This window comes from Shewanella spartinae, from assembly GCF_019457555.1.
In the GTDB taxonomy this organism is placed as follows: Bacteria; Pseudomonadota; Gammaproteobacteria; order Enterobacterales; family Shewanellaceae; genus Shewanella; species Shewanella loihica.
This window is the reverse complement of record NZ_CP080418.1, coordinates 3,554,157-3,577,948: the sequence shown is the minus strand read 5'-3', so window position 1 is coordinate 3,577,948 and position 23,792 is coordinate 3,554,157. Positions and strand designations below refer to the sequence as shown.

The 23,792-nt window shown below is 54.4% G+C and carries 21 protein-coding genes; 16 read left to right on the top strand and 5 right to left on the bottom strand.

Annotated elements, in window-relative coordinates; translation table 11 throughout:
* Positions 1 to 5: 5 nt before the first annotated feature.
* Positions 6 to 1,970, top strand: coding sequence for an alkyl/aryl-sulfatase (locus tag K0I31_RS15555; protein WP_220078946.1), 1,965 nt, complete (start codon positions 6 to 8; stop codon positions 1,968 to 1,970).
* A gap of 126 nt (positions 1,971 to 2,096) precedes the next feature.
* Complete coding sequence (locus K0I31_RS15550; RefSeq protein ID WP_011866777.1) at positions 2,097 to 2,300, top strand: dodecin; 204 nt, start codon at positions 2,097 to 2,099, stop codon at positions 2,298 to 2,300.
* Positions 2,301 to 2,510: 210 nt separating this feature from the next.
* Here K0I31_RS15550 and queG read toward each other — a convergent pair whose 3' ends face one another.
* Positions 2,511 to 3,674, bottom strand: a complete 1,164-nt coding sequence (queG, locus tag K0I31_RS15545; protein WP_220078945.1) for a tRNA epoxyqueuosine(34) reductase QueG — start codon at positions 3,672 to 3,674, stop codon at positions 2,511 to 2,513.
* Between the two features lie 338 nt (positions 3,675 to 4,012).
* Between queG and K0I31_RS15540 the strand changes: the two genes are divergently transcribed.
* Entirely contained in the window at positions 4,013 to 4,813 is an 801-nt protein-coding gene (locus tag K0I31_RS15540) for a substrate-binding periplasmic protein (protein ID WP_258406519.1), read from the top strand.
* A gap of 65 nt (positions 4,814 to 4,878) precedes the next feature.
* Here the strand turns inward: K0I31_RS15540 and K0I31_RS15535 are convergent, their stop codons facing one another.
* Complete coding sequence (locus tag K0I31_RS15535; RefSeq protein WP_258406116.1) at positions 4,879 to 6,702, bottom strand: diguanylate cyclase; 1,824 nt, start codon at positions 6,700 to 6,702, stop codon at positions 4,879 to 4,881.
* A gap of 362 nt (positions 6,703 to 7,064) precedes the next feature.
* Between K0I31_RS15535 and K0I31_RS15530 the strand changes: the two genes are divergently transcribed.
* Positions 7,065 to 7,502, top strand: a complete 438-nt coding sequence (locus K0I31_RS15530) for a DUF3069 domain-containing protein (protein ID WP_220078944.1) — start codon at positions 7,065 to 7,067, stop codon at positions 7,500 to 7,502.
* Between the two features lie 14 nt (positions 7,503 to 7,516).
* Here K0I31_RS15530 and rsuA read toward each other — a convergent pair whose 3' ends face one another.
* Complete coding sequence (rsuA, locus tag K0I31_RS15525) at positions 7,517 to 8,209, bottom strand: 16S rRNA pseudouridine(516) synthase RsuA (protein WP_220078943.1); 693 nt, start codon at positions 8,207 to 8,209, stop codon at positions 7,517 to 7,519.
* Positions 8,210 to 8,390: 181 nt separating this feature from the next.
* Here rsuA and K0I31_RS15520 point away from each other — a divergent pair, with 181 nt between their 5' ends.
* From K0I31_RS15520 to K0I31_RS15495, 6 genes are all read left to right on the top strand, one after another.
* Positions 8,391 to 8,933, top strand: coding sequence for a sugar O-acetyltransferase (locus K0I31_RS15520; protein WP_434086902.1), 543 nt, complete (start codon positions 8,391 to 8,393; stop codon positions 8,931 to 8,933).
* 199 nt (positions 8,934 to 9,132) lie between these two features.
* Complete coding sequence (locus K0I31_RS15515; RefSeq protein WP_220078942.1) at positions 9,133 to 11,217, top strand: M13 family metallopeptidase; 2,085 nt, start codon at positions 9,133 to 9,135, stop codon at positions 11,215 to 11,217.
* A gap of 150 nt (positions 11,218 to 11,367) precedes the next feature.
* The gene (locus tag K0I31_RS15510; protein ID WP_220078941.1) at positions 11,368 to 12,153 is read left to right on the top strand and encodes a RelA/SpoT domain-containing protein; all 786 of its coding nucleotides are present in this window, start codon (positions 11,368 to 11,370) and stop codon (positions 12,151 to 12,153) included.
* Between the two features lie 96 nt (positions 12,154 to 12,249).
* Positions 12,250 to 12,651, top strand: coding sequence for an SMI1/KNR4 family protein (locus tag K0I31_RS15505; protein ID WP_220078940.1), 402 nt, complete (start codon positions 12,250 to 12,252; stop codon positions 12,649 to 12,651).
* A gap of 36 nt (positions 12,652 to 12,687) precedes the next feature.
* Positions 12,688 to 13,188: a DUF4447 family protein gene (locus tag K0I31_RS15500; RefSeq protein ID WP_220072112.1), complete on the top strand. Its 501-nt coding sequence runs from the start codon at positions 12,688 to 12,690 to the stop codon at positions 13,186 to 13,188.
* 132 nt (positions 13,189 to 13,320) lie between these two features.
* Positions 13,321 to 13,941, top strand: a complete 621-nt coding sequence (locus tag K0I31_RS15495) for a hypothetical protein (RefSeq protein ID WP_220078939.1) — start codon at positions 13,321 to 13,323, stop codon at positions 13,939 to 13,941.
* 116 nt (positions 13,942 to 14,057) lie between these two features.
* On the opposite strand, the gene K0I31_RS15490 is transcribed toward K0I31_RS15495, so the two are convergent.
* Both K0I31_RS15490 and K0I31_RS15485 read right to left on the bottom strand, forming a co-directional pair.
* Positions 14,058 to 14,693 (bottom strand): glutathione S-transferase family protein, encoded by a 636-nt coding sequence (locus K0I31_RS15490; protein WP_220078938.1) that lies wholly within the window; start codon positions 14,691 to 14,693, stop codon positions 14,058 to 14,060.
* 247 nt (positions 14,694 to 14,940) lie between these two features.
* Complete coding sequence (locus K0I31_RS15485; protein WP_220078937.1) at positions 14,941 to 17,514, bottom strand: TonB-dependent receptor; 2,574 nt, start codon at positions 17,512 to 17,514, stop codon at positions 14,941 to 14,943.
* A 229-nt stretch (positions 17,515 to 17,743) separates the two neighbouring features.
* Between K0I31_RS15485 and K0I31_RS15480 the strand changes: the two genes are divergently transcribed.
* The 6 genes from K0I31_RS15480 to K0I31_RS15455 all read left to right on the top strand — a co-directional run bounded on the left by K0I31_RS15480 (position 17,744) and on the right by K0I31_RS15455 (position 23,790).
* On the top strand, positions 17,744 to 18,274 hold the full coding sequence (locus K0I31_RS15480) for a PH domain-containing protein (RefSeq protein ID WP_220078936.1): 531 nt from the start codon (positions 17,744 to 17,746) through the stop codon (positions 18,272 to 18,274).
* Positions 18,275 to 18,435: 161 nt separating this feature from the next.
* Positions 18,436 to 19,662: an Nramp family divalent metal transporter gene (locus K0I31_RS15475; protein WP_258406654.1), complete on the top strand. Its 1,227-nt coding sequence runs from the start codon at positions 18,436 to 18,438 to the stop codon at positions 19,660 to 19,662.
* Between the two features lie 22 nt (positions 19,663 to 19,684).
* Positions 19,685 to 20,827, top strand: coding sequence for a serine hydrolase domain-containing protein (locus tag K0I31_RS15470; RefSeq protein WP_220078934.1), 1,143 nt, complete (start codon positions 19,685 to 19,687; stop codon positions 20,825 to 20,827).
* 55 nt (positions 20,828 to 20,882) lie between these two features.
* Positions 20,883 to 21,347 (top strand): YehS family protein, encoded by a 465-nt coding sequence (locus tag K0I31_RS15465; RefSeq protein ID WP_160798478.1) that lies wholly within the window; start codon positions 20,883 to 20,885, stop codon positions 21,345 to 21,347.
* A 209-nt stretch (positions 21,348 to 21,556) separates the two neighbouring features.
* Positions 21,557 to 23,245 (top strand): NAD-dependent malic enzyme, encoded by a 1,689-nt coding sequence (locus tag K0I31_RS15460; protein ID WP_011866759.1) that lies wholly within the window; start codon positions 21,557 to 21,559, stop codon positions 23,243 to 23,245.
* Between the two features lie 311 nt (positions 23,246 to 23,556).
* The gene (locus K0I31_RS15455; protein ID WP_220078933.1) at positions 23,557 to 23,790 is read left to right on the top strand and encodes a cytochrome c3 family protein; all 234 of its coding nucleotides are present in this window, start codon (positions 23,557 to 23,559) and stop codon (positions 23,788 to 23,790) included.
* Positions 23,791 to 23,792: the final 2 nt, after the last annotated feature.

The following is a 23,792-nucleotide window of genomic DNA, read 5'->3' as shown; positions in this document are numbered from 1 at the left end:
TTTCTATGCGCCATCTTAATTTCGTTGTTGCGGTAGCTTCACTCGTTATTGCACTGCCGTCGCTGGCTGCAACCCAGGCCAAGCCTGCGACGCCCCATACCCAGAAGGCCAATGCTGCGGTTCTCAAAGAATTGCCATTCCAAGATAAACAAGACTTTGAAAATGCCAAGCGGGGCTTTATGGCAAAGCCTGATGTCGTCACCATTAAAGACGCTAAGGGTAATGTTGTTTGGGACCTTGAGCAGTATAAAACCTATATTGCAGACGATAAGCCAGCACCAGATACGGTCAACCCCAGCCTATGGCGCAATGCCCAGCTTGGAATGCACCACGGTCTATATCAGGTGACAGAGGGGATCTATCAGATCCGTGGCTTCGATCTTACCAATATCACTTTCATCAAGGGGGATAAGGGCTGGATTGTCTTTGATCCGCTCATTTCACCTGAGACCGCCAAGGCGGCTCTCGATTTTATCAACCAGGAAGTCGGTACGCGTCCCGTGGTGGCGGTTGTTTATAGCCATAGCCATATCGATCACTATGGCGGTGCTACAGGGCTGGTTAGCTTGGATGGGGTTGAGTCGGGCAAGGTGGCCATCATAGCCCCCGAGCATTTTACCGAGCATGCGGTATCGGAGAATGTGATTGCGGGCAACGCCATGGGACGGCGCGCCGTCTATATGTATGGCGCACTCTTGCCTCGTAATGCCAAGGGCGGCGTAAATGGCGGCCTGGGGATGACGGTATCCACAGGATTGGCCGGACTTTTGCTACCCACCCATGAGATCACCAAGACAGGCGAAAAGTTGACCATAGATGGCATTGATATGGTATTTCAATTGACGCCGGGCAGTGAGGCGCCTGCGGAGATGAACACCTGGTTTCCTCAAGCTAAGGCTCTGTGGATGGCCGAGAACACCACAAATACCATGCACAACATCTTAACCCTGCGAGGCGCGCAGGTGAGGGATGCACTCATTTGGTCGAGTTTTCTGGATGAGACTATTGACCTCTGGGGAGATCAGGCTGAGGTGAAGTTTCAGAGTCACCATTGGCCAATGTGGGGCAATGACAAGATTATTCCCTACTTCAAGAAACAACGAGATATCTATAAGTTTACCCATGACCAATCTGTGCGCCTGATGAACCAAGGTTTCACAGGGGAAGAGATCTCGGAGATGATCTCACTGCCAAAAGAGCTGGAACAGAGTTGGTCTACCCGTGGCTACTACGGTACCTTGCGTCACAACAGTCGCGCCGTCTATCAGCGTTATATGGGATGGTATAACGGCAATCCGGCTAACCTTAACAATCTGCCGCCAGAAGCCGTCGCTAAGAAGTATGTGCAGTTTATGGGGGGCGAGGCTGAGGTCATCCGTAAGGCAAGAGCCTCCTTTGATGAGGGGGAATACCGTTGGGTAGCAGAGGTGATGAAGCATGCCGTGTTTGCCAACCCCAAAAGCATCGACGCTAAAGAGTTGTTAGCCGACGCGTTAGAGCAGCTTGGGTATCAGGCTGAATCTGGCCCGTGGCGCTCAGTTTACCTGCAAGGGGCATATGAGCTGAGAAATGGTGTCCCGGCGGCCGGTGGAACACAAACGGCCACGCCCGACACGATTCGAGCCATGACCCCCGAGATGTTGTTTGACTATCTGGCGGTGAGGCTAGATGCCGCCAAGGCGGAAGGAAAGCAGTTTGACATAGAGATCGCCTTTTCGGATCTCGACAGCCTCTATACCCTCACCGTTGAGAATGCGGTGTTGCATCACAGCAAACGTAAGGTGGATCAACCCGATGTTAAGCTGACTATGAGCATGAAGACCATGAACAGCATTCAATTGAAGGAGCTGAGCTTCGATGATGCGATTGCCAGCGGCGAGGTGAAGCTAACTGGCGATAAGGCCCTGTTTACCTCGTTCCTCGGGATGTTAGACGACTTTAACTTCTGGTTTAACATCGTCATGCCTTAGTGATGTTCAAGGCAAGCCTATGCAATAAGAAACCACCCTAGAGGTGGTTTCTTTTTTCGGAAATAGGGAAAGGCATTATTTCTTCTATACTCAAGTGGGTAGCCGATTTGCAACAGGAGATCCGCCATGAGTCATACCTACAAGATCATCGAACTCGTTGGTTCCTCGCCCATCAGTTCGGACGAGGCGATTAAGAATGCCATCGCATCGGCCAGTCAGTCGCTGCATCATCTGAGGTGGTTTCAGGTGGTCGAGACCCGGGGACACCTGGAGGCTGGGCTGATCGCCCACTGGCAGGTGACGGTCAAGGTGGGCTTTACCTTAGACTAGTGTTACCAATCGTAGTAAATAACTGATCACTCTAGCTTGTTAGAACGTCCGATAACTGTGTTATCATTTTTGATTGTAGAATAACTACTTATCTAAAAATGCTGCCTTGTTCTCGAAGGTTTTTCCAGCGTTATTTCTGATCACTTACTCACCGTGATTGGTATTAATATCTCCTCTGAGACGTTTGGCGAGTACCTTTAGCTCAATGGCCTAGGCGTCTCTGGGGAGTCCCTTCTCGACGGTGCGGATCACCCGCTGTGTCTTACGGTTGGCCTGATAGTCGCCAAGCCTCTGGCGCGTCAGTGCCCAGTCGATATGCTCGCGCACCATCTCATCTACCTCATCGCTTTCCCTGCGTGCTTCGAGGGCGGCGATGATCTCCTGCGATGCCGGTGCATTGCCCAGCGCGACCGCTATGTTGCGCAGCCAACGCTTGTGGCCGATGCGGCGGATGGCGCTTCCCTCGGTAAACTTAAGAAACTCTGCCTCGTTCCAGGCGAAGAGGGTGAGCAGCTTGGGATGTTTTAGCGGATCTCTAGTGTGGAAGTCGCTCTCCTGGGTGAGCGGCGCCTCGCCATTGACCGGGCAGACCAGCTGACAGTCGTCACAGCCATAGATGCGGTTGCCCATCAGTGGCCTGAACTCTTCGGGGATCGCCCCTTGAAGCTCTATGGTGAGATAGGAGATGCAGCGTCTGCCGTCCACCACATAGGGCTCGACGATGGCGTTGGTGGGGCAGGACTTGATGCAGGCGACGCAGGTGTTGCAGTCGGCCTGCACCGGAATGTCTACCGGCAGTGGCAGGTCGATCAGGAGTTCACCTAGGAAGAACCAGCTACCGGCCTCGTGATTGAGCAGCAGGCTATGTTTGCCGGTCCAGCCGAGTCCGGCCTTGTCGGCCAGGGGGCGCTCCAGGATGGGGGCCGAATCCACAAAGGGGCGATAGTTGGGGCGCTCGAGCCCTAAGGTTTCCAGCTCGGCTTCAATCTGTTGTCCCAGCTTTTTCAGGCGGTTGCGGATCATCTTGTGATAGTCACGACCACCGGCATAACGTGAGATATAGGCCAGGTTGGGGTTCTTGAGATGGGTGGCGAAACCCGCCTCCGGCGGCAGGTAATCCATACGCGCCGAGATGACTCGCACCGTGCCCGGATGCAGCTCCTGTGGGCGCGTGCGCATCATGCCGTGGCTCTCCATATAGCCCATCTCACCGTGATAGCCCTTATCGAGCCAGGCCTGAAACTTGGGCTCTTCGGCGCGAAGATCCGTGTCGCAGATGCCGATTTGCGCAAAGCCTAATGCCTTGCCCCAGGTTTTAATCTTGAGGGCGAGCTGCTGTAACGCTTGGGGCGAGAGGGGGCTTTGGTCTGGCATACTTGGGTTAAGAGTGAGAGGCTATGGTAAACAGTGGCGTCATGATACCAGTTTTGCGTGGGAGGAGAAAACTTAAGCCGGCTTGGGGACTGCCTGATACATAGAGAGGGGGCAGGTAATGAGATAGGTAAAGATCGGAGAGCAATAGAGAGGAGAGAGTGTCTGGTCTTGCCTCAGCTAGTGCCTATTGCAATTTGGTTGGGCGCTATTTATGTTGAACAAAGCAAGTTTGGAAAGCGCTTAGCATTCATGGCTTAGGGAAAGCCTGTCCATCTTAGACGATAATCAATAACAGGCGTTGGCCTCATTTCCGGGAGAACTATTTGATCTGGCGTAGCGTGCGGCTCATATCACTGGCCGGCCTATTACTGACGGGCTTATCACTGATCGGCATGTCGCTGGTCTTGTCATCCCGGCCTGTCGGGGCGGCATCGTTGCGCATGCTCACCGAAGAGTGGGCGCCCATGAGCTATCAGGAGCAGGGGCTTCCCATGGGCTATGGCGTCAGCCTGGTGCAGCGTCTTGCTAAGGAGCTCGGTGAGGAGGCCAATATCGAGGTGCTGCCCTGGGCCCGCGCCTTTGCCATCGCGGAGGGTCAGGCCAACGTGCTGCTGTTTGCCACCTCCCTTAATGAGCAGCGCAGCAGGGATTTCGATTTCGTCGGTCCCATAGCCACCACAAGTATCTCTATCTATGCCAAGGCCGATGACAGGGTGACCCCCGCCTCGGTGGCTGAACTGGACGTTTTGGGGAGCGTCGGCGTCTATCGCGGCTCCCTTGGAGAATCTATCCTGATGCGGCAAGGGGTCGAGCACCTGACGGTGGCCAGCTTTCCACAGCAGTCGGCGCGCCAGCTACAGCATGACAGGATACGTTTCTGGTGTCAGGCGGATCTGGCGGTGGAGCGTCTGTTGGCCGAGGTGAATATGGGGCTGGATGAGGTGCATCCCGTACTGGAACTGGCGCAGATAGACCTCTACCTGGCCTTCTCTAAGGGGACCGACCCTGAGCGGGTGAGTCGCTGGTATGGGGCTTTGGTTAAGTTACAGGCCTCGGGTGAGATGGCCCGCCTCTATCATGCTTGGTTTCCCAAGCTAAATCCCCCGAGCCGTGTCGAGCTGCTTAAACACGGCGACTAAGGATACAGCGATTGGGCGCTATTAGCCTGAATCGCGATCTCGCTTTCGTTTTGCTTTTCAGAATATTAGGTATCTAATATGGCGCAGTTACGACCCGATGACTTGGCGCGGTAGAGGGCATCGTCGGCGCGTTTTAGCAGATGCTCGAAGCTCTTGTCGCCGTCAGTGCAGGCGATACCGGCACTGATGGTGAGCTTGAAGTTCATGTAGACGTCATCGAAGTTGCTGCTCTCTACTGTGGTCACTAGGCGCTGCGCCACATTGAGCGCCTGCTCGGCCGTGGTGCCGGGTAAGATCACCAAAAACTCTTCACCGCCAACTCGACCCACCAGATCCTGTTTGCGCATCAGTCCGTTGCTGATGTTGGCCAGGGCGATGAGCACCTTGTCGCCTATGTCATGGCCATACTTATCGTTGACCTTCTTAAAGTGGTCGGCATCGAACAGTATGATCGACAGGGGTTGGTGCCCCTCATCCTTAGACTTGAAGTAACCCTCACCCTTAGAGTAGGTGTAGCGCCTATTGGGCAGCTGGGTCAGGTGATCCGTCAACGCTAGGATTGAGAGCAGCTTGGACTTCTGCGACTGCTTGTAGGCGACGATGGAGAGAATGATCATTATGATACAGCCCAGGACGATCACCGCCAGCTGCAGATACTTGTTCTGCTTGAGGATCACCAGCTCGTTCTCTTTGATCTTCTGCAGTTCGATCAGCTGCTGGTTCTCGCGCTCTATCTGCTCGGTATTGAAGCGGGTGCGCATCTCTGTGGTGCGGTTGGTCTGCTGGGTGGCATCCAGCGACTTATGGGTCTGTATGTAGCTCAGCAGCGCCTCGTAGGCCTGTTTCCAGTCTTTCTCGGCGACGAAGATCTGGCTGTGCACCATGTGCAGCTGTTCCAGGCCGCGGGCGTTCTTGATCTGCTTAAAGGTCTCTTCGGCCATGTCGATATAGTCGAGCGCCTGTTGATACTGGCCATTGGTGAGGGCAGATTGCGCCTGATACAGACGCATGAAGCTGTAGCTGGCGCCTTGGTCCGGGGTGATGCTTTTCTGCGCCGCATCCAGGTAGGGCTTGGCCTCCCCTTGACGATGCAGCTGAATCAGCACGCCGGCGACATTCACCGCCGTGTGGGCACTGGCTTCCTCGCCCAGAGTATCACGCCAGTATTGGTAGGCTTCCTTGTGCTTCTTTAGCGCGGCCTCATATTCGCCAAGTTCCTCCAAGGCGAAGCCTATCTCCGTCTTGATGGCGTTGGCGCCATCTTTATCGCCGGTATCTTCGAAGCCCTTCTCCAGCTTGCGATAATATTTTATTGCCGTCTGAGGATCGCCGAAACGGCGGTAGCTGGTGGCCAACTCGGTGAGGTTGTAGATAGCCCAGTGTTGCAGGTTGAGGGACTCATAGAGGTGCTGGGCGGTGATCAGATCCTCCAGCGCCTGGGCAAAGTTACCCTGGAAAGAGTAGATAGCGCCGCGCAGTGAGCGCGAGTCGGCGATGAGCCGTGGCGATTCTATCAGGTAGGCTTCGGCGACAACCTTGTTGTACTCCTCCAAGGCAATATCGACCTTGCCAAGTAATTGATGCATGAAGGCGCGGCACAGCTTGAGATCTGTGGTGGCCTCCGCCGAGGCGGCGACCCCTTCGGTGAGCAGTTTCAGGTCGGCAAAGGCGATGGCATCTTTGAGCGCCTGCTGCTTGGTGATGTCGTAGTTGTTCCAGCAAAGTACCGTCTGCAGCTTGAGGTAACGCTCCATGTCGTCGGCTGTAATATTGGCTGTCAGGTAGCCGAGCGCCTCTTTGATCGCCTGCTGATCTTTATACTCGCCCTGGTCGAACTTTTTAAAAATGGCGTCTATCTCTTCGGCGCTATCTTCTTGCGCTTGGCTCAATGGGCTGAGGCCTAAGAGTGAGAGGCTAAGACTGATCAGCAGCAGAGAAGTTATCCAGGATTTTGCTTTTGTTGTTCTTGTCATTTTTAGCTTTGCCAACCTTGCTATGTGACCATTTAACCATAGCATAAACACTTTTTTTGTAACTATATTATACGGATGACAGTTTATTGACAGTAAAAAGTATATTTTTTATGCGTTTATTTTTAACTTTTATATAACAAAAGTGTCAATTTTGCTTTTCAGTCAGACTAGGGTATAACGTCAGCCTTTATTCTGCGCCTGCTTGTCGGCTCTATTTGGCAAGTTTTGATAGGCGAACCTGCCGCGATGAATGCGGCGCTTTGTGTCGAGAGTGTTTTATGAGTAAACCCAGTCAAGAATATCAGGCGATCGCCGAGCAGGCGGCGCTGAATGTATGCAACACAGTGATCCCCATGGATAAGGTGCCGGCGAATCTGCTGGAGGCCTATGCCAATCTGTTCAATGAGCTGCTCAGCGATGAAGAGGAGAAGTTCGCGGCTGCCTGGGACGCCTTGCCTGCCAGCGCCAAGGGGTTAATTGGCCAAGCCGAATTCCACGGCTTCTATATCGCCAATTCTTGGTTGCAACTTAGCCGCGTCGCTCAGGATATTGCCGAGTTGGCCGACAGCGACGAGGCGATCGAGGAGAAGGAGTACAACAACATCTTCACCCGCCTGGCGGACGCCTCGCTCAAGGAAAGTGTGAAGAAGCTGAAGAAGGCGCGCACCGACCGCGCCCTGCTCAACAGCATCAAGGCGGTCATCGCCGGTCGATAACTGATTGCGGCGCGCTACTTGACCGAGGCTATCTCAGCCTCTGTCAGGTAGCGCCATTCACCCGGTGCCAGACTCTCGTCCAGCACTATCTCGCCAACAGATTCCCTGTGTAGTCCCACCACCTTGTTGCCGACGGCGGCAAACATCCGCTTCACCTGATGATACTTACCTTCGGTAATGGTGAGTCTCGCCTCGTGGCTGCCCAGCAGCTCAAGCCTGGCCGGTTTGGTGAGTCCCTCTTCGCTGCGTAGCGCCAGCCCGGTGGCAAATTGTTCGACCCACTCGGCCTTGAGGGGATCGGCAAGCTGTACCAGATAGGTCTTACCGCATTCGCGTTTCGGCGAGGTGACCCTGTGGGACCATTGGCCGTCACTGGTGATCAGCACCAGGCCCGTGGTATCTGCGTCCAGGCGTCCGGCGATATGCAGATCCTCTTTGTGGGGCAAGTCGAGCAGGTTGAGCACAGAAGGGTAGACCTCGTCGACGGTGGAGCAGAGGGTGTCCACCGGCTTGTGCAACATGATAAAACGCGGCCCAATCAGCGAGATAGGCTCGCCGTCCAGACAGACCTTCTGGTTCTCATTCAGCTTGAAGCTGCCATCTTTGATGACCTGACCATCGACGGTCACTTCGCCCCTGTGCAGGGCCTTCTTGGCCAGAGAGCGGGTGAGCTGGGTGGATTCGCTGATAAATTTGTCTAGACGCACTGGATTACCCTAAGGATGCTACTTTGGGGCGGTATTATGAGGCCGCCGAGAATTAATGGAAAGTGACAATTAAAAAGAACTCGTCACGAAAAGCATTAGTGAGAAACAGAGCTAGCCCTGAAAAGTGTTAGCATGGCAAATTTCAGACACAGTATGCATCCTCGAAAGGAGCCGGTAGGCGATGGAAGAAGTGAGTGAATTTGACAAGATGGTCAGCGGCCAGGAGTACAACTGCCTCGACGACGAGCTGCAGAGCCGTTGGCAGGCGCGGCAACAGGCTAATACCGAGATGAACCGCCGCGGGGAAGTGGACAATGAGCTGCTGCCTCATCTGGACGCCAAGGCTGTGGTTAAGCTGCCGCTCTATATCAGCTATGGGCAGAATCTGCATGTCGCGCCTCAGGTGTTCATCAACGTCAATGTCACCTTACAGGATAATGCTCCCATCACCATAGGGCGCCAGACCATGATAGGGCCAAACGTGCAGTGCTATACCGCCAACCATCCGCTGGATGCGGCGCGTCGCTGTCAGGGCTGGGAGCGGGCCGAGGCTATCCATATCGGTGAGCGGGTTTGGATAGGCGGCGGGGCGATCATTTTACCGGGCGTAACCATAGGCGACGAGGCCGTTGTCGCGGCGGGTACCGTGGTGACTAAAGATGTCCCTCCTAAGACGGTAGTGGGCGGCAATCCGGCGCGGGTGATACGCCACCTTGAGGCGTAATAGGGCGTTAGCGCCATGAAGAGGAAATCTTTACTTACATATGAGTGACCAGAAATTCGCCCAAGGGCAGCAGATAAACTTGTTTACATTGACCTAATCCCTTTAACATAGGTCTCTTGAAGCAGTTTTTGCACCATTTTGGCTTCGCCATGACAGTCGCATTGCTAACAAAAAACAATTAAGCATAAAAGGAATTCACATGAAAAAAGTGTTCGTTGGAGGGGTTTGCGCCTCTTTGATTCTTGGTCTTAGCGCTTGCAACAGCGACCAGGCAGAAGTTAAGGCCCCTGAAACCGCCAAGACAGAGACCGCGGTAGCGGTACAACAAGCCCTGACCTCGGGTATCGATTTCGCTAACTTCGACAAGTCGGTACGTCCGCAAGATGATTTCTATGCCTACGTTAACGGCACCTGGATCAAGAACACAGAGATCCCAGGCGATCGCACCAGCACTGGCGCCTTCTATGACCTGCGTGAAAAGTCACGTGACGATGTTAAAGCCATCATCGAAGAAGTGGCGGCTACCCCTAATCTGAAGGCGGGCAGCGACGAGCAGAAGGTTGCCGACCTGTATCGCTCTTTCATGGACACAGAGCAGCTAGACAAGCTGGGTATCAAGCCGATTCAGGGTGAGCTGGACAAGATCGCCGCTCTGGAGAATAAAGATCAGCTGGTGGAATACTTTGCCCATAGCCAGATGATTGGTGGCGGCACGCCGCTGGCCTTCTATATCGACATCGACTCTAAAGATTCTAGCCGTTATGCCACTCACATCTGGCAATACGGTCTGAGCCTGCCTGAGAAGGATTACTACTTCAACGAAGCCGAGCGTTTCGTCAACATCCGTAAGGCGTTTGTGGCCCACATCGAGAAGATGTTCACCCTGGCTGGTCTGCCAAACGCGAAAGAGAGCGCCGAGCATATCCTGGCGCTGGAAACCGCTATCGCCAGCCGTCATTGGGACGTCGTCGAGACCCGCGACAGCACTAAGACCTATAACCTGTATCAGGTGGCCGATCTGCCTAAGCTGGCGCCGGACATCAACTGGAACGGTTATCTCAAGACCCTGGGCGCTGACAAGCAGGCCGACATCATCGTCAACCAGCCAAGCTTCATCGAAGGTTTCAACGAAGTGCTCAAGGCTAACGATCTGTCTGTGTGGAAGACTTACATGACCTGGCAGACGCTGACTCACTTCGCCGGCGATCTGAGCACAGATCTTGACCGTGAGAACTTCGAGTTCTTCTCTAAGACACTCAACGGTCAGGCTGAGCAACAGCCACGCTGGAAGCGCGGCGTGAGCACGGTAAACAACCTGCTGGGTGAGGTTGTGGGTAAGGTTTACGTGAAGCGCCACTTCAAGCCAGAAGCCAAGCACCGCATGCAGGAGCTGGTTGAAAACCTACGTCGCGCCTATGGCGAAAGCATCGACGGCCTGGAGTGGATGAGCCCAGACACTAAAGTTGCGGCTAAAGACAAGCTGGCTAAGTTCGATCCTAAGATTGGTTACCCAGATCGCTGGGAAAACTATGACAAGCTAACCATCAAGGCCGATGACCTGGTAGGTAACAGCATGCGCGCCAGCGAGCTGAGCCACGAGAAGGATCTTGAGAAGCTAGGTGCGCCAATCCGTAAGTGGGAATGGCATATGACACCACAGACGGTGAACGCCTACTACAACCCAACCATGAACGAGATCGTCTTCCCGGCGGCGATTCTGCAACCTCCTTTCTTCAACATGGAGGCAGATGACGCGGTGAACTATGGTGGTATCGGCGCGGTGATCGGTCACGAGATGGGCCATGGCTTCGACGATCAGGGCGCTAAGTTCGACGGCGAAGGCAACATGCGCGACTGGTGGACCGAGCAAGATCTGAAAGAGTTTGCTGCTCGCGGTAAGGCGCTGGTAGATCAGTACAATGGTTACTCGGTGTTTGACGATCTGAATGTTAACGGTGAGCTGACCCTGGGTGAGAACATCGGCGATCTGTCAGGCGTAACCATCGCCTACAAGGCTTACAAGATGTCACTCAATGGTAAGGAAGCACCGGTTATCGACGGCCTGACCGGCGACGAGCGTTTCTTCATCGGCTTTGGCCAGATCTGGCGTGCCAAGATCAAGGAAGAGGCGATGCGTAACCGCGTAGCGACCGATCCACACTCACCGGCTAAGTTCCGTGCCCTGGGCGCGCTGTCTAACATGCCTGAATTCTACACCACCTTCGACGTTAAGCAGGGCGATGCCATGTACATCGAACCCGCTCAGCGAGTGAAGATCTGGTAATTCGAGTTTTCTCGATAAAAAAGAGCGCCTTGGCGCTCTTTTTTTATATCTGTTTCATGATAAATAATTGTTCATCATCCATTCAGCAAGGGTTAAGTGAACCCTGGCTAGATTAAGGGTATAAGGTTTGCGCTTTTACCGAGGACGGTTATGAATAAGTTGTTTAGACCCTTTTTTATTTTCCTGTTACTTGTCTCCACCCGTAGCGCCCTAGCGACCAATTACGACGCCTTAATCGACACCAAAGAGGAATCTGGTTGCTACGCCCAGAAACAGTCCTTCAGTAAAGACCAGCATGGTCTGCACGCCATCGCCAGTAGCTCCGCCGCCCTGATCCGCCAGAGTAGCGACGACCTCGATAGCCTCTATGCCCAGGCCCAGAACGCCCAGCAGGAGCTGACTAGCCTGCTAGAGGGGCTAAATACCCAAGAGAGTTACCAGCTGCTGATCCCCGAAGTGAAAAGCTATGAGCGTGCTAAGGCCAAGATTGCCGCCAAGTTTGACGGCGATGCCAGCCGCATCACGGATCTTGCCAGAGCCAGCCTGGTGGCTAACGACATTCAGGGGCTGATGACGGCGTTTGAGGATCTTCAGCAGCAGGTCAAGGTATTGCAGGTGAAAAACCGTTTCGCCGAGCCTAAGGCTTCCGGTTATCGCGATCTCAATCTGCTGGTGCAGTTACCGCAAACCGGCATGATCGCCGAGGTGCAGCTGCACCTCAAGGCCATCGCCGAGATCAAGAGCGGTGAGGAGCATAAGGCCTACGAGCAGATCCAGGCCATCGAGGCCCGCGCCATGGCCCAGTCTCGCGACTTGAGCCAGCTGGAGCTGGCACAGATAACCCATCTGCGTCAGTCCTCCCACAAGCAGTACCACAAGGCGTGGCTCTACTATAAAAGGCTGGACAGCGCCGAGCTGTTAGCCGCCGCGGCCTAATCTCATTGAGGTGCAGCGTCTGCGATAAATTGGATTAACAATCTGGGCTTAAAGCGATTATACTTGCGGCCATTAGCCCATTTAGAGCAGACGACAATGCACGATCTTATCGAGCAACTCAGGGAACTGAGCGAGACAGTTCCCGTTCCTCTGGAGCTGCCCAGCTTCGATCAACTGGTCGAAGTGGAAGAGCAGATCCTGATCCCCTTACCCGCTGAGCTGAAAGAGTATCTCCTCTACGCCAGCGACGTGATTCACGGCACCTTAGAGCCCGTGACCGCAGCCGATCCCTATGCCCATACCTATCTGCCTGAGGTGACCTCCTATGCCTGGTCTATCGGCATGCCGAGGGAATATATCGCCATCTGTCAGCAGGGTGATGACTTTTACTGTATCGATCAGGAAGGTCAGGTGATGCTGTGGCAAGAGGGCGAGCTGGCCGAGGAGAGCTGGGAGTCGTTCTGGCAATGGGTCGAAGAGGTTTGGCTCCCCGCCTAGGCGCGTGACAAGATTAACTCAAATTTGGATATCAAGATGGCAAAGACAGCTGAATTAAATGCAATAGAAATTAAATACCTGCGTCACTCACTCGGCCTGAGTGCCGCCCAAGTGGGCGAGCTGAGCAAGTGCAGTGAAGCCGACGTACTGGCCTGGGAAGCGGGTGAGGCCGAGGTGTCGGGTCTGGCGGCTAAGAAGCTGCTGGAACTGGATGAGACCATAGAGATGCAGGTGCTCAACACCTGTGACGGCATCGAGGAGCTGTTTAAGAAGGAGCCTAAGCGCCGCCTGAGCTTCGTGGTCTACCCGACACAGGCCATCTACACCCAGTACAACCCCGAGTTCTTAAGTTCGCTGCCGCTGACCGAGCTGTACAACACGGCGGCCTGGCGCATCAAGAAAGAGTGTAAGCTGGTGCTGGAAGTCGAGGTCACCCTGGTGCCGCTGGATGTCGAGGCTTACAAGGCTTATCGCGAGAAGGAAGGCCTGAAAGAGAGCCGCGAGAGCCGCGCCAAGTGGGCTGCCACTCAGCTGTGAGTTAGCCCCTGATTCGATAAAAAGCCCCGCTCGTTAAAGCGGGGCTTTTTAATTATCTTTCATCTTTAAACTGTGTTGCTTCAACGAGCTCAATGCTATCTTGTGCAGATGTTACTTAAAGGTTAACTCAATTTGGACAAGGATATGTACCAAGCCGCCAGCCCTCGCCAGCCTACTTCACTCTTCATTGCCATCGCAGCGCTTATCTATCTCCCGCTGATTGAGAGCCTGTTACCCGGCCTGTTTGGCGCCTACTGGATTGATCCTAGCTTTATGGCTAAGGCGCAACCTGTGACCCTGCTGATCAAGCTGATTGCCCTACTGTTTGGATTGTCGCTGTTGGAGCGTTTTCGTCGTCAATTTGCACAGGTCGTCAAAGGCAGTTGGCCCTTAACCATTGTTATGGGGCTGAGTTATCTGCTGGGGGCCGTGCAGCTAATCTTCTTGGTGCTGGGTCTGTTTATGAGCCTAGTGTTTAGTGCGCCAGCCAATGAGCAGAGTCAGTTTAAGCGCTATGAAGATTACGCCATCTGGGTGCAGACCGTAGATCCCGGCGCCATGGGTAAGGCCTATCACAGGGTTTGGATGCAGTGCGATCTGCCCCTGTGGCGGTATCGATTGGCGCCGATTCAAACCTTGGACTGGATGGGGGAGTATGAGGTGAGCCTGGATGAGCATATCTTGAAGATAAGCTCTAGGTTTGACGAGATCAGTTTGGATCTCTCCAAGGTGCCAGATTGCCCATCTGCCTGATAATCGTTTGCTTCAAATAGCAAAGCGTTAGGCTATTCAGTAAGGCCTCATGGCTATAGATGGCAGCATAATCTCTATAGCGTTAGACATTATGCTGCTAAACCTTTTACGCCTAACTACTCTGCCGCTTGGGCGGCGACGGCTTCGGTTTTTTCCAGCGCGCGGATTAGAGCCGGGCGTGTCTTCATCCTGTCTCTGAAGGCGGCGAGTTTAGGCGGGATCTGCTGCTCAAATACCGTCGCCCACATCAGGGTATGGGCCAGCATGATGTCAGCCACAGTCGGGACATTTCCTAACAGGTAGTCGCTGTCCGGCAGCCACTGTTCGGCGATGGCGGCGGCCTTGTCGAATTCCCACACGGCTGTAGGCAGTATGGCTGGCAGGCGCTGCTCCTCGGGTAGGGCGAACTTATGCTTGCCCATGGTCCACAGGGGCTGCTCCAGTTCGCAGATGATGTAACTCATCCACTGGTGGTAATGGGCGGCCCCAGGTGTACCGGGTGTGGGCAGAAACTGTCCCTGACCATATTTTTCCGCCAGATATTGGCAGATGGCGGCAGATTCGGTGAGCACCAGGTCATCGTCCTTTATGACGGGCACCTTGCCGCAAGGGTTCATGGCCAGAAAGGCCTCGCTGCGGTTGTCGCCTTTGGCAAAGTTGATGAAATGAAATTGCCAGTCGATAGCTAATTCTTCCAGTAGCCAGGAGACGCGCAGGGCGCGGCTTCTTGGGGTTCCATATAGAGTGATCATCCTTTTCCTCGCTTATCTTTAGGTGAGTAATGAGTGTAAATAAAAATGGCATCCATTTGGATGCCATTTTTGTGACAGTGTATGTTTTACCTATCCGAGTAAATAGCTGATCATCCTAGCTCGTTAAAACGTTCGATAACTGTGTTAGGTTTTTTGATTGTAGAATAACTAGTTATCGAAAAATCCTGCCTGGTTCTCAAACGTTTTTCTTACGCTTTTTCTGATAGCTTACTTACTGTGATTGGTATTAGAACCTCATGCTCAACTTGGTATAGAAGTAGCGACCCATAGGGTTATGAGTGGCAATCACATAGCCGTAGAGGTCGGTGTCACCGTCGCCGATGGCAAATGGCGGCTCTTCATCCAATACGTTGTTGATGCCCACGGTCCACTTAAAGGTGTCGTTGAAGCGATATGAACCTGACATGTCCACCAATAGTTGAGACTCGACCATACGCGACTTGTTGTCTTCGAAGTCGAGTACGCCGTCGAAGTCGATATCTGGCGTATCTTCAAACTCGCCTATGTAGCTGAAGTTGATGTTGGCGGCGAAGTCATCCATGGTCCAGTTGGTGGTCAGCAACCAGCGATGTTGCGGGTAGCGGTACTCGCCGGTGTAATCCAGCTTGTCCTTCTCAAACTTGTGCAGGTAGCTGTATTCCAGGCCAAACTTGAGGTCGCCGAAGCGGTCCATCTCCAGGCCGTAGTGGCTGGAAACGTCCACACCTTGAACCTCTTGCGAGCTTAAGTTGATGAAGCTTGAGTGGATCAGGCTGATTGGGCCCAGAGTTTGCCCCGGCTGCGGCGCCAGACGCTCACACACAGTGCTGTTTTGATCGTTACAGTTAGCTAAGTAAATCTCGCCCAGTGGCTGCTTATCGATCTTGTTGTCCTGGGTGATACTGAAGACATCGAAGCCGATATCAAACTTCTGGCTCGGTGCCCAGATCAGGCCCGCATTCCAGGTTTCTGACTCTTCGGCGTCCAGATCTGAGTTGCCGGCAAATTCTGTGTTGTAGTCCAGTGCGGTACAGTCGACGTTGTCGGCGGCGCAGCGGTAGGTATCGATGAAGAAGCTACTCTCTCTCGATGGGCCAAGACCAATTTGTGCCAGAGATGGCGCGCGGAAACCGGTAGCCCAAGAGGCGCGAGCGGTCAGCTGATCGCTGATTCCCCACTGGAAGGCAACCTTAGGGTTGGTGGTTGAACCGAAATCGCTGTAGTGATCGTAGCGGCCGGCCAGCTGCAGCTCGAAGTTGTCGGTAACCGGGATAGAGAATTCTACATAGGCCGCATACTGGTCGCGGTCGGCCTGGGCTGACACGGCTTCGGTACCGAAGATCAGGCCACGCTGGAATTGATCATCCGGGACATCGCTCACATCCTCTTCACGGTACTCGACGCCCGCGGCCATCATGACTTCACGATCCGCCAGGGTAAAGGCCGGGCCCGTGATGCTGGCGTCATAAGCGGTCAGGTGTGATACACCTTGGCGAACCAGGCTGGTGGTGATGCGATCGATCACATCCTGTGAATTCATGGTGCCGCCAAATGGGTTGTAGTTACCAGCGTCGATTTCGGCTTGCAGGAAGTCGGTGCGCACCCAGCCCTGAGTTCTGTCACCCTTCTGGGTCGATTCGCTGCGGCCTTTCTGAGCCGAGACCTCCCAATCCCATTCATCTATGTTGCCACGTAGACCGGCAACCAGACGTAGGGTGTCAGATTCTATGTCCCAGCGACGGGCGCCGGCATCCACTGTGCGGTAACGACCTATCTCAATATCCTTGCCCCATGGGTTGTTTGGGTGGGTGCCTGGAACCGTCAGCATGGCATCTTCATCCAGCGGAGTCGGCGCGCCGCCTGCCTCAGAGGTGTTGTGCTGGGCCGCGACTTCCAGGAAGGCGGTCATCTCATCGCTCAGGTGATAGTCGAACTGGGCGATTGCGCCCACACGCTCGGCGGCTGGGATGGTGAGGTTGTATGGACCGTAGTCGAACAGACAGCTGCCACTGGCGGTGGCCGAGTCGGCCGGACAGTCAGGGTCTATGGTCTTGACGCCATCGACATAGAAGTAGCCGGGGAAGCCGCGTGATGAGCGGAAATCTTCACCGCCGTATGGGCTCTGGTTGGCGGTGCCGAAGCGGCCCATCTCGCTGGCGGCGAGTGTGCTGTTTTTGAAGTAATCGAGAATGATAGAGGCGCTGCCCTTATCGGATTGCATGCCCCATAGCATAGAGCCGCTCTGCTCGTCATAGCCTGAGCCTGAGGCTTCGCCATAGCCCAGGTTGACTTCGATACCTTCGAAGTTTTTACGCAGAATGATGTTGACCACACCGGCGATGGCGTCTGAACCATAGATGGCCGAGGCGCCATCTTTAAGGATATCGATACGCTCGATGGCGGATACCGGAATATTGTTGATGTCGACGAAGGAGTTAGTGATCCCCTCGGCGAATGAGCTGATGGCCACGCGGCGACCGTTGATCAGTACCAGAGTAGCGTCTGGGCCCATGCCGCGCAGACTGATAGAGGCCGCGCCGTTGGCGGTGGAATCCTGGCTGTTACCTCGGGTCGAGAAGGCGCCTGCCCCGTTGGCTGGCATGCGCTCCAGCAGTTGTTGTAGGTTGTCGAAACCCATGTTGGCGATATCGTCTTTGTTGATCGACTGGATCGGCGATGGGCCTTCGATATCGGTACGTTTAATGCGAGAGCCTGTGACTTCGATGCGCTCGACGCCTTCGTCGGCCGCATAAACATGTGGGGTTAGCGCAATGGTAATGGCGATAGCGCAGGCGCTGGGCCAATATTGAGGTCTTTTCATGTTCATCCCTTTTGAATCATTATATTTTTAATTCAGTGACTACCACTCAACTACCGCCACCATTTGTTACATTAACGTTACTAAACTAATTCCTTAAGTAACAAAGTCAATAGGGCGAATTGATAACAAATGTAAATAAATAAACCCATGAATTTGATTGATTAATACCTAGGCTCTTGGCATTGTCATAGCTCGGTTCCCGCCAGACCTATGGGGAGATGTAAATAAAATGGAAGAAAAAACACTGCTCGAGGCACGCTTTCACCACAAGCTTGGGCACTATTGGCTGACCTCTGGGGCGGTAGTGCTTGCCGTCTCCGTCGTGGGGATACCGCTCTTGCTGCTCTGGTATCCCATCGGCCTGTGGGCGACTCACAGGTATATCGCCAACATGAGCGCCGAGCTGACCACTAAGAAGCTTATCGTGCGTAAGGGAATACTTACCCGCACCGAAAATACCGTGCCGCTGGATAAGATCACCGACATGGCGATGATCCAGGGACCGCTGATGCGCCTGTTTGGCATCCACAAGTTGACCATAGAGACGGCGGGGCAGTCGGGCAATGGTGCACTGATCAGCCTTACCGGCGTCGAGGAGGTGGCCGAGTTTCGCGCCGCCGTGATGGCGCAAAAGAGTGCGCTGGCCGAGAAGAGTCAGTCCGGTGAGGCGAAAGTGGACGTGGCCGCCCAGACCCTGGCTTGCCTGCAGAGTATCGACGAGACCCTGAGGCGCATCGAAGCCAAGCTGGCTCAGTCTTAGTTCAAGCAGGCTCAGTCTTAGTTCAAGCAGGCTCGGCCTTAGCATCAACCGCAGCAGGCTAGCGCTGACAGAGCCCTGCCTGGGCAAACAATTTTAGTTTATCTGAAGGAAAATCAAGAGTGGAAGACGTTAGTGTAAATACAACCCAGACTAGCCTCTGGTTGCAGGGCCGCCGATTGTTAACCGCCACGGGCCCTGGTCTGCTAATGGCGGCCGCGGCGATCGGCGCCTCGCACCTGGTGGCCTCGACCCGCGCCGGGGCCGAGTTTGGCTGGCAGCTGGCCTGGGTGATACTTTTGGTGAACCTGCTCAAGTATCCCTTCTTTGCCGCCGGGGCCCGCTATACCGCGGCAACAGGTGAGAGCCTGCTGCACGGCTATCAACGTCAGGGACGCGGCTATCTGCTGCTCTTCTCGCTGCTCAACGCCCTGGCGGCGGTGGCCAGCACCGCAGGCGTCGCTATGTTAACCGCCGCGCTGCTCACCCAGTTTATTCCTCTGCCTATCGATCTGCTGGCGTTGATCGTCTTGGTCGCCAGCCTGCTGCTCTTGGTATTGGGTCATTACCGGGTGCTGGACAGGGTGACCAAGGTGATCATGCTCTGCCTGACGGTGACCACCCTGAGCGCCGCGGCGCTGGCCTTTAACGCCGAGCCTATTCTGGCGCCGGGCTTCGTGTCGCCTTCACCCTGGCAGTGGGCTCATGTGGGCTTCTTGGTCGCCATGATGGGCTGGATGCCGGCGCCTATCGAGGTGAGCTGCTGGAACTCCCTCTGGCTTTTGGAAAAGCAGAAACAGCAGATGGTGACGCCTAAGCAGGCACTGTTCGATTTTAATCTGGGCTTCATCACCACGGCGATACTGGCCGTGGTGTTTCTCTCGCTCGGCGCCATGGTGATGCACGGCTCGGGCGTGCACTTCTCGCCTTCCGGGGCCAAGTTTGCCGAGCAGTTGATTCAGCTCTATAGCCAGGTGCTGGGGGAGGGGAGCCGCTACCTGATCGCTCTGGTGGCCCTGCTCTGTATCTTCAGCACTACGGTTACCGTGGTGGATGGTTACAGCCGTACCCTTATCCTGAGTGTGCAGCTTCTGCGTAAGGATGAGGTCAGCGAGCGCGGGCTCAACCTGACCATGTTGGCCGTGAGTCTGCTGGGGCTGGGGATCATACTCTTCTTCAAGGGGGCATTGCTGCCACTGTTGCAGTTTGTGATGACCCTGGCCTTCATGACCACCATCATCTTCGCCTGGCTTAACTATCGCCTGATGACCAGTGACAACCTGGCGCCCGGCGAGCGCTACGGCGTGGCCATGCGGCTGCTTTCTTGGATCGGCATGATTTATCTGCTAGGGTTTGCGGCTTTATTTGTCTACTGGAAGTTTGTCGGTTAAAAAGCCGTTTAGGAGAACAAGGATGAAGATGAGTGTCGTGGCGAGCAGCCTCTGTCTGTTGGGAGCCTTGGCCAGCGGCAGCGTGTCTGCTAGCGAGTCTGTTATCGGGGATAAGCTTGAGCAAGCTGCTGAGAAGCGGGCTAATTTACCCTCTGCGCATGACTCGGTGAGTAGCACTAACTTTGCCGAGATAGGCAGTGCTTTCGACAGCATCATCGCCGCCAACGAGCGGCCTTTCTATGGGGTGATCGCCCTGATGCAGGGCGGCGAGCTGCGCTACGTGAAAGCTAATCCTTATGGTGAGGCCGCCGCGCCGACACTGGATAGCCGGGTCATGTTGGCCTCGCAGAGCAAGATGATCACCGCCGCCCTGGTGATGCAGGCGGTAAGCAAGGGCAAGTTGGCTCTGGAGGATAAGATTAATCCCTATCTGGCATCCAACAATCTGCCGACCTATGACGAGCGCATCACTATCGCTCAGCTGCTTAGCCACAGCTCAGGCATCGCGCCTCAGGGCAAGGCGAACCGGTTCGCGCCCGGCAGCGATTTTCAATATTCTAACCTGGGCTATCAGGTGCTGGCGCAGCTGCTCGAAATCGCCTATCAGCAGGACTTTGCCACCCTAGTGAATACCTTTCTGAGCGAGCATGGTGTCAAAGGCATCAAGGCCCAGCTTGGGGCGCAGCAGGGGCTGATTGAAGGGATAGAGATCGCTACCCAAGAGCCGATGGAATATGAGGTGCAGATGAACCTCTTACCGGGCGGCGGCATGACGGGCTCTGCTAAGGGGCTACTGAATTACCTCAGGGCGCTCCATGGCGGAAAGCTGCTGAGCGACGATGCCTACCAGGCGATGATGGCTCCTCAGATACTGCGGCCGCACCGCTGGTCGCAGCTCTATTACGGCTTCGGCGTGCAGGTGAGCAAGCAGGGGATAAAGGAGTACAGCCACTCAGGTTATCTGCCCGGCTATCAATCGTTGAGCCTGAGTTATCCCGAGTCAGACACTTATCTGGTGGTGCTTGAAAACGCCTCCTGGCCGATCGATCAGAGTAATCAAGCCTTTGGCCTGCACGATAAGCTGCGCCGGGCGCTGCGAGAGACTCTGATGGCAGGCAGAAAGCTTGAAAATAATGCCTCGGCGCCGATGCAAAGTCGGTTATAATGTCGTCGCTATGGCCGGCGCACCCGCGCGAGCCAGTAATTTAAGAATTTAAGTCATGATAAATAACGATATTTTACGCCGTCTACGATTCGTATTCGATTACAAGAATGCCAAGATGATCAAGATCTTCGCCAAGGTCAAACATGAGATGAGCCAGGAAGTCCTGCTCAACATGCTCAAGAAAGAGGCCGAAGAGGGTTATAAGCCCTGTAACGACAAGACCTTGTGCCTGTTTCTGGATGGCTTGATCATCGAAAAACGCGGCCTGCGCGATGGGGCAGAGATCCCCACTCCCGTGTCTCAGTTAAACAACAACCTGATCTTCAAGAAGCTGAGGATCGCCCTTGAGATGCGCGAAGAGGATATCATCGAGACCTTAGCCCTAGCGGACTTCAGAATGACGAGTTCCGAGCTGGGTGCCCTGTTTAGAAAACCCGGCCATAAACACTTTAAAGAGTGTGGCGACCAGGTGCTGCGCAACTTCTTGATGGGGTTGTCGATCAAGTATCGCGGCAAGTAAATAATATCATTCTCTAAAGACGCGGCTTAGGCCGCGTTTTTTTATGCCTTGCGTCAGGGCAATGCCATGGCTGTTTAAAACAACCGGAGTGTGAAAATAATCAAAAAATGATCGCGTGAAAGGCAACAAAGATCACACTTTGTGGTAATCTTGCCAAAATTGAACGCACAGCCATTCCAACATACCCACAGATAGAGAAAAGGTTACCAATGGACGATAATAAACGCCCGCTATATCTTCCTTTTGCCGGCCCTGCCATTCTTGAAGCCCCCTTGATCAACAAGGGAAGTGCCTTCACCGAAGAGGAGCGTATCTTCTTTAACCTAGAGGGCTTGCTGCCTCACGTGATCGAGACCATCGAAGAACAGGCATCGCGCGCCTACGATCAGTACAAGAACTTCGGCAACGATCTCGACCGTCATATCTATCTGCGTAACATTCAGGATACCAACGAGACCCTGTACTACCGTCTGCTGCAGAATCACATTACCGAGATGATGCCGATCATCTACACGCCGACGGTTGGCCTGGCTTGTGAGCGTTTCTCGAAAAACTATCGTCGTAACCGCGGCCTGTTTATCTCCTATCCCAACAAGGATCGCATCGACGACATCCTGAATAACTCGACCCGTCAGAAGGTGAAGATCATCGTTGTTACCGATGGTGAGCGCATCTTGGGTCTGGGTGATCAGGGGATCGGCGGCATGGGTATCCCTATCGGTAAGCTGTCGCTCTACACCAGCTGTGGCGGTATCAGCCCGGCCTATACCCTGCCGATCACCTTAGACGTGGGCACAGATAACCCGCATCTGCTGGAAGATCCTATGTATATGGGCTGGCGTAATCAGCGCATCGGCGGCGAAGAGTATGCCGAATTTGTCGAGGCCTTCATGGAGGCGGTACACAGACGTTGGCCGGATGCATTAATTCAGTTTGAAGACTTCGCCCAGAAGAACGCCATGCCGCTGCTTGAGCGTTACAAGGACAGATACTGCTGCTTTAACGACGACATTCAGGGCACCGCGGCGGTGACCGTCGGCTCCTTGCTGGCGGCCTGTCAGGCGGCGGACAGTAAGCTGAGTCAGCAGCGCATCGCCTTCTTAGGCGCCGGCAGTGCTGGTTGTGGTATTGCCGAGGCGATCATCGCCCAGATGGTGTCAGAAGGGATCAGCGACGAGCAGGCACGCCAGCAGGTATTCATGGTAGACCGCTGGGGACTGCTGCAAGACAACATGCCTAACCTGCTGCCTTTCCAGCAGAATCTGGCGCAGCAGGTGGCCAAGGTTGAGGGCTGGAACACTGAGAGTGAGAACATCTCGCTATTGGATGTGATGCACAATGGTAAGCCGACCGTGTTGATCGGTGTATCTGGCGCGCCGGGTCTGTTCAGCGAAGAGATCATCAAGGCGATGCACACTCACTGTGAACGCCCAATCATCTTCCCGCTGTCTAACCCGACTAGCCGCGTTGAGGCGACGCCGAAAGATATTCTGCACTGGACCAAGGGTCAGGCGCTGGTGGCAACCGGCAGCCCGTTCGAGCCTGTGGTGATCGAGGAGCAGACCTATGAGATCGCCCAGTGTAACAACAGCTATATCTTCCCTGGTATTGGCCTGGGCGTGCTGGCCTCTGGGGCCAAGCGCGTCAGCAACGAGATGCTGATGGCCTCGAGCCGCGCCCTGGCTGAGTGCTCACCCTTGGCGAAGGACGGCGAGGGATCCTTGCTGCCGGCACTGGAAGATATTCACTCTGTCAGTAAGCATATCGCCTTCGCGGTGGGCAAGGTTGCCATCGAGCAGGGCCATGCACTGCCGGCCAGCGACGAGCTGCTGATGCAGGCGATCGAAGATAATTTCTGGACGGCGGAATATCGCCGTTATAAGCGCACCTCTTTCTAACCTCGTTGGCTTAGCTGTTTGCGCTTTAAAAAAGCCGCCTCAGGGCGGCTTTTTTGTGTCTTATGCAAGATGAAATTTTGCTTTGGATCACAAAGCGTTACTTAAGCCTATGATCCTGTCGGCACTTCTTTCATCGCGATAGCTTTTTTAAGTTTGGCTTAATCTTGGCTGGTAATGCTCGCCGGATAGCTTGCTGCGACTTGCTCCTTGGATCTTGCATCCTGGATCTTGCGCCCTTTGGCCATACCAGGCGGCAAGCCTTTGAATGTAAACTTTTTAGTTGTTTGACTTGCCAAAACCAGGAGCCCGAGATGAAAACATTGATCACCCTAGCCGTCGGCCTGCTATTTGCTGGCGCCGCCGTCGCCATGGATTGTAAAGATTGCCATGAGCCTATCGACCTGACCATGCATACTGAGTCAGAGGCCACGCTGGCAAGCTGTAATGATTGTCACGCCATGAAGGATGCCCATGCACCCGATGCTGAGGTGCATACCCCAGAGCTAACCATTAAAGAGTGCAGTGATTGCCATGGCATGAACTAGTG

Bases quoted from the DNA above. Each gene is read 5' to 3' on its own strand.
- K0I31_RS15555 (WP_220078946.1), top strand. From the start codon at position 6: ATGCGCCATCTTAATTTCGTTGTTGCGGTAGCTTCACTCGTTATTGCA.
- K0I31_RS15550 (WP_011866777.1), top strand. From the start codon at position 2,097: ATGAGTCATACCTACAAGATCATCGAACTCGTTGGTTCCTCGCCCATC.
- queG (WP_220078945.1), bottom strand. From the start codon at position 3,674: ATGCCAGACCAAAGCCCCCTCTCGCCCCAAGCGTTACAGCAGCTCGCC.
- K0I31_RS15530 (WP_220078944.1), top strand. From the start codon at position 7,065: ATGAGTAAACCCAGTCAAGAATATCAGGCGATCGCCGAGCAGGCGGCG.
- K0I31_RS15520 (WP_434086902.1), top strand. From the start codon at position 8,391: ATGGAAGAAGTGAGTGAATTTGACAAGATGGTCAGCGGCCAGGAGTAC.
- K0I31_RS15515 (WP_220078942.1), top strand. From the start codon at position 9,133: ATGAAAAAAGTGTTCGTTGGAGGGGTTTGCGCCTCTTTGATTCTTGGT.
- K0I31_RS15510 (WP_220078941.1), top strand. From the start codon at position 11,368: ATGAATAAGTTGTTTAGACCCTTTTTTATTTTCCTGTTACTTGTCTCC.
- K0I31_RS15505 (WP_220078940.1), top strand. From the start codon at position 12,250: ATGCACGATCTTATCGAGCAACTCAGGGAACTGAGCGAGACAGTTCCC.
- K0I31_RS15500 (WP_220072112.1), top strand. From the start codon at position 12,688: ATGGCAAAGACAGCTGAATTAAATGCAATAGAAATTAAATACCTGCGT.
- K0I31_RS15490 (WP_220078938.1), bottom strand. From the start codon at position 14,693: ATGATCACTCTATATGGAACCCCAAGAAGCCGCGCCCTGCGCGTCTCC.
- K0I31_RS15485 (WP_220078937.1), bottom strand. From the start codon at position 17,514: ATGAAAAGACCTCAATATTGGCCCAGCGCCTGCGCTATCGCCATTACC.
- K0I31_RS15480 (WP_220078936.1), top strand. From the start codon at position 17,744: ATGGAAGAAAAAACACTGCTCGAGGCACGCTTTCACCACAAGCTTGGG.
- K0I31_RS15470 (WP_220078934.1), top strand. From the start codon at position 19,685: ATGAAGATGAGTGTCGTGGCGAGCAGCCTCTGTCTGTTGGGAGCCTTG.
- K0I31_RS15465 (WP_160798478.1), top strand. From the start codon at position 20,883: ATGATAAATAACGATATTTTACGCCGTCTACGATTCGTATTCGATTAC.
- K0I31_RS15460 (WP_011866759.1), top strand. From the start codon at position 21,557: ATGGACGATAATAAACGCCCGCTATATCTTCCTTTTGCCGGCCCTGCC.
- K0I31_RS15455 (WP_220078933.1), top strand. From the start codon at position 23,557: ATGAAAACATTGATCACCCTAGCCGTCGGCCTGCTATTTGCTGGCGCC.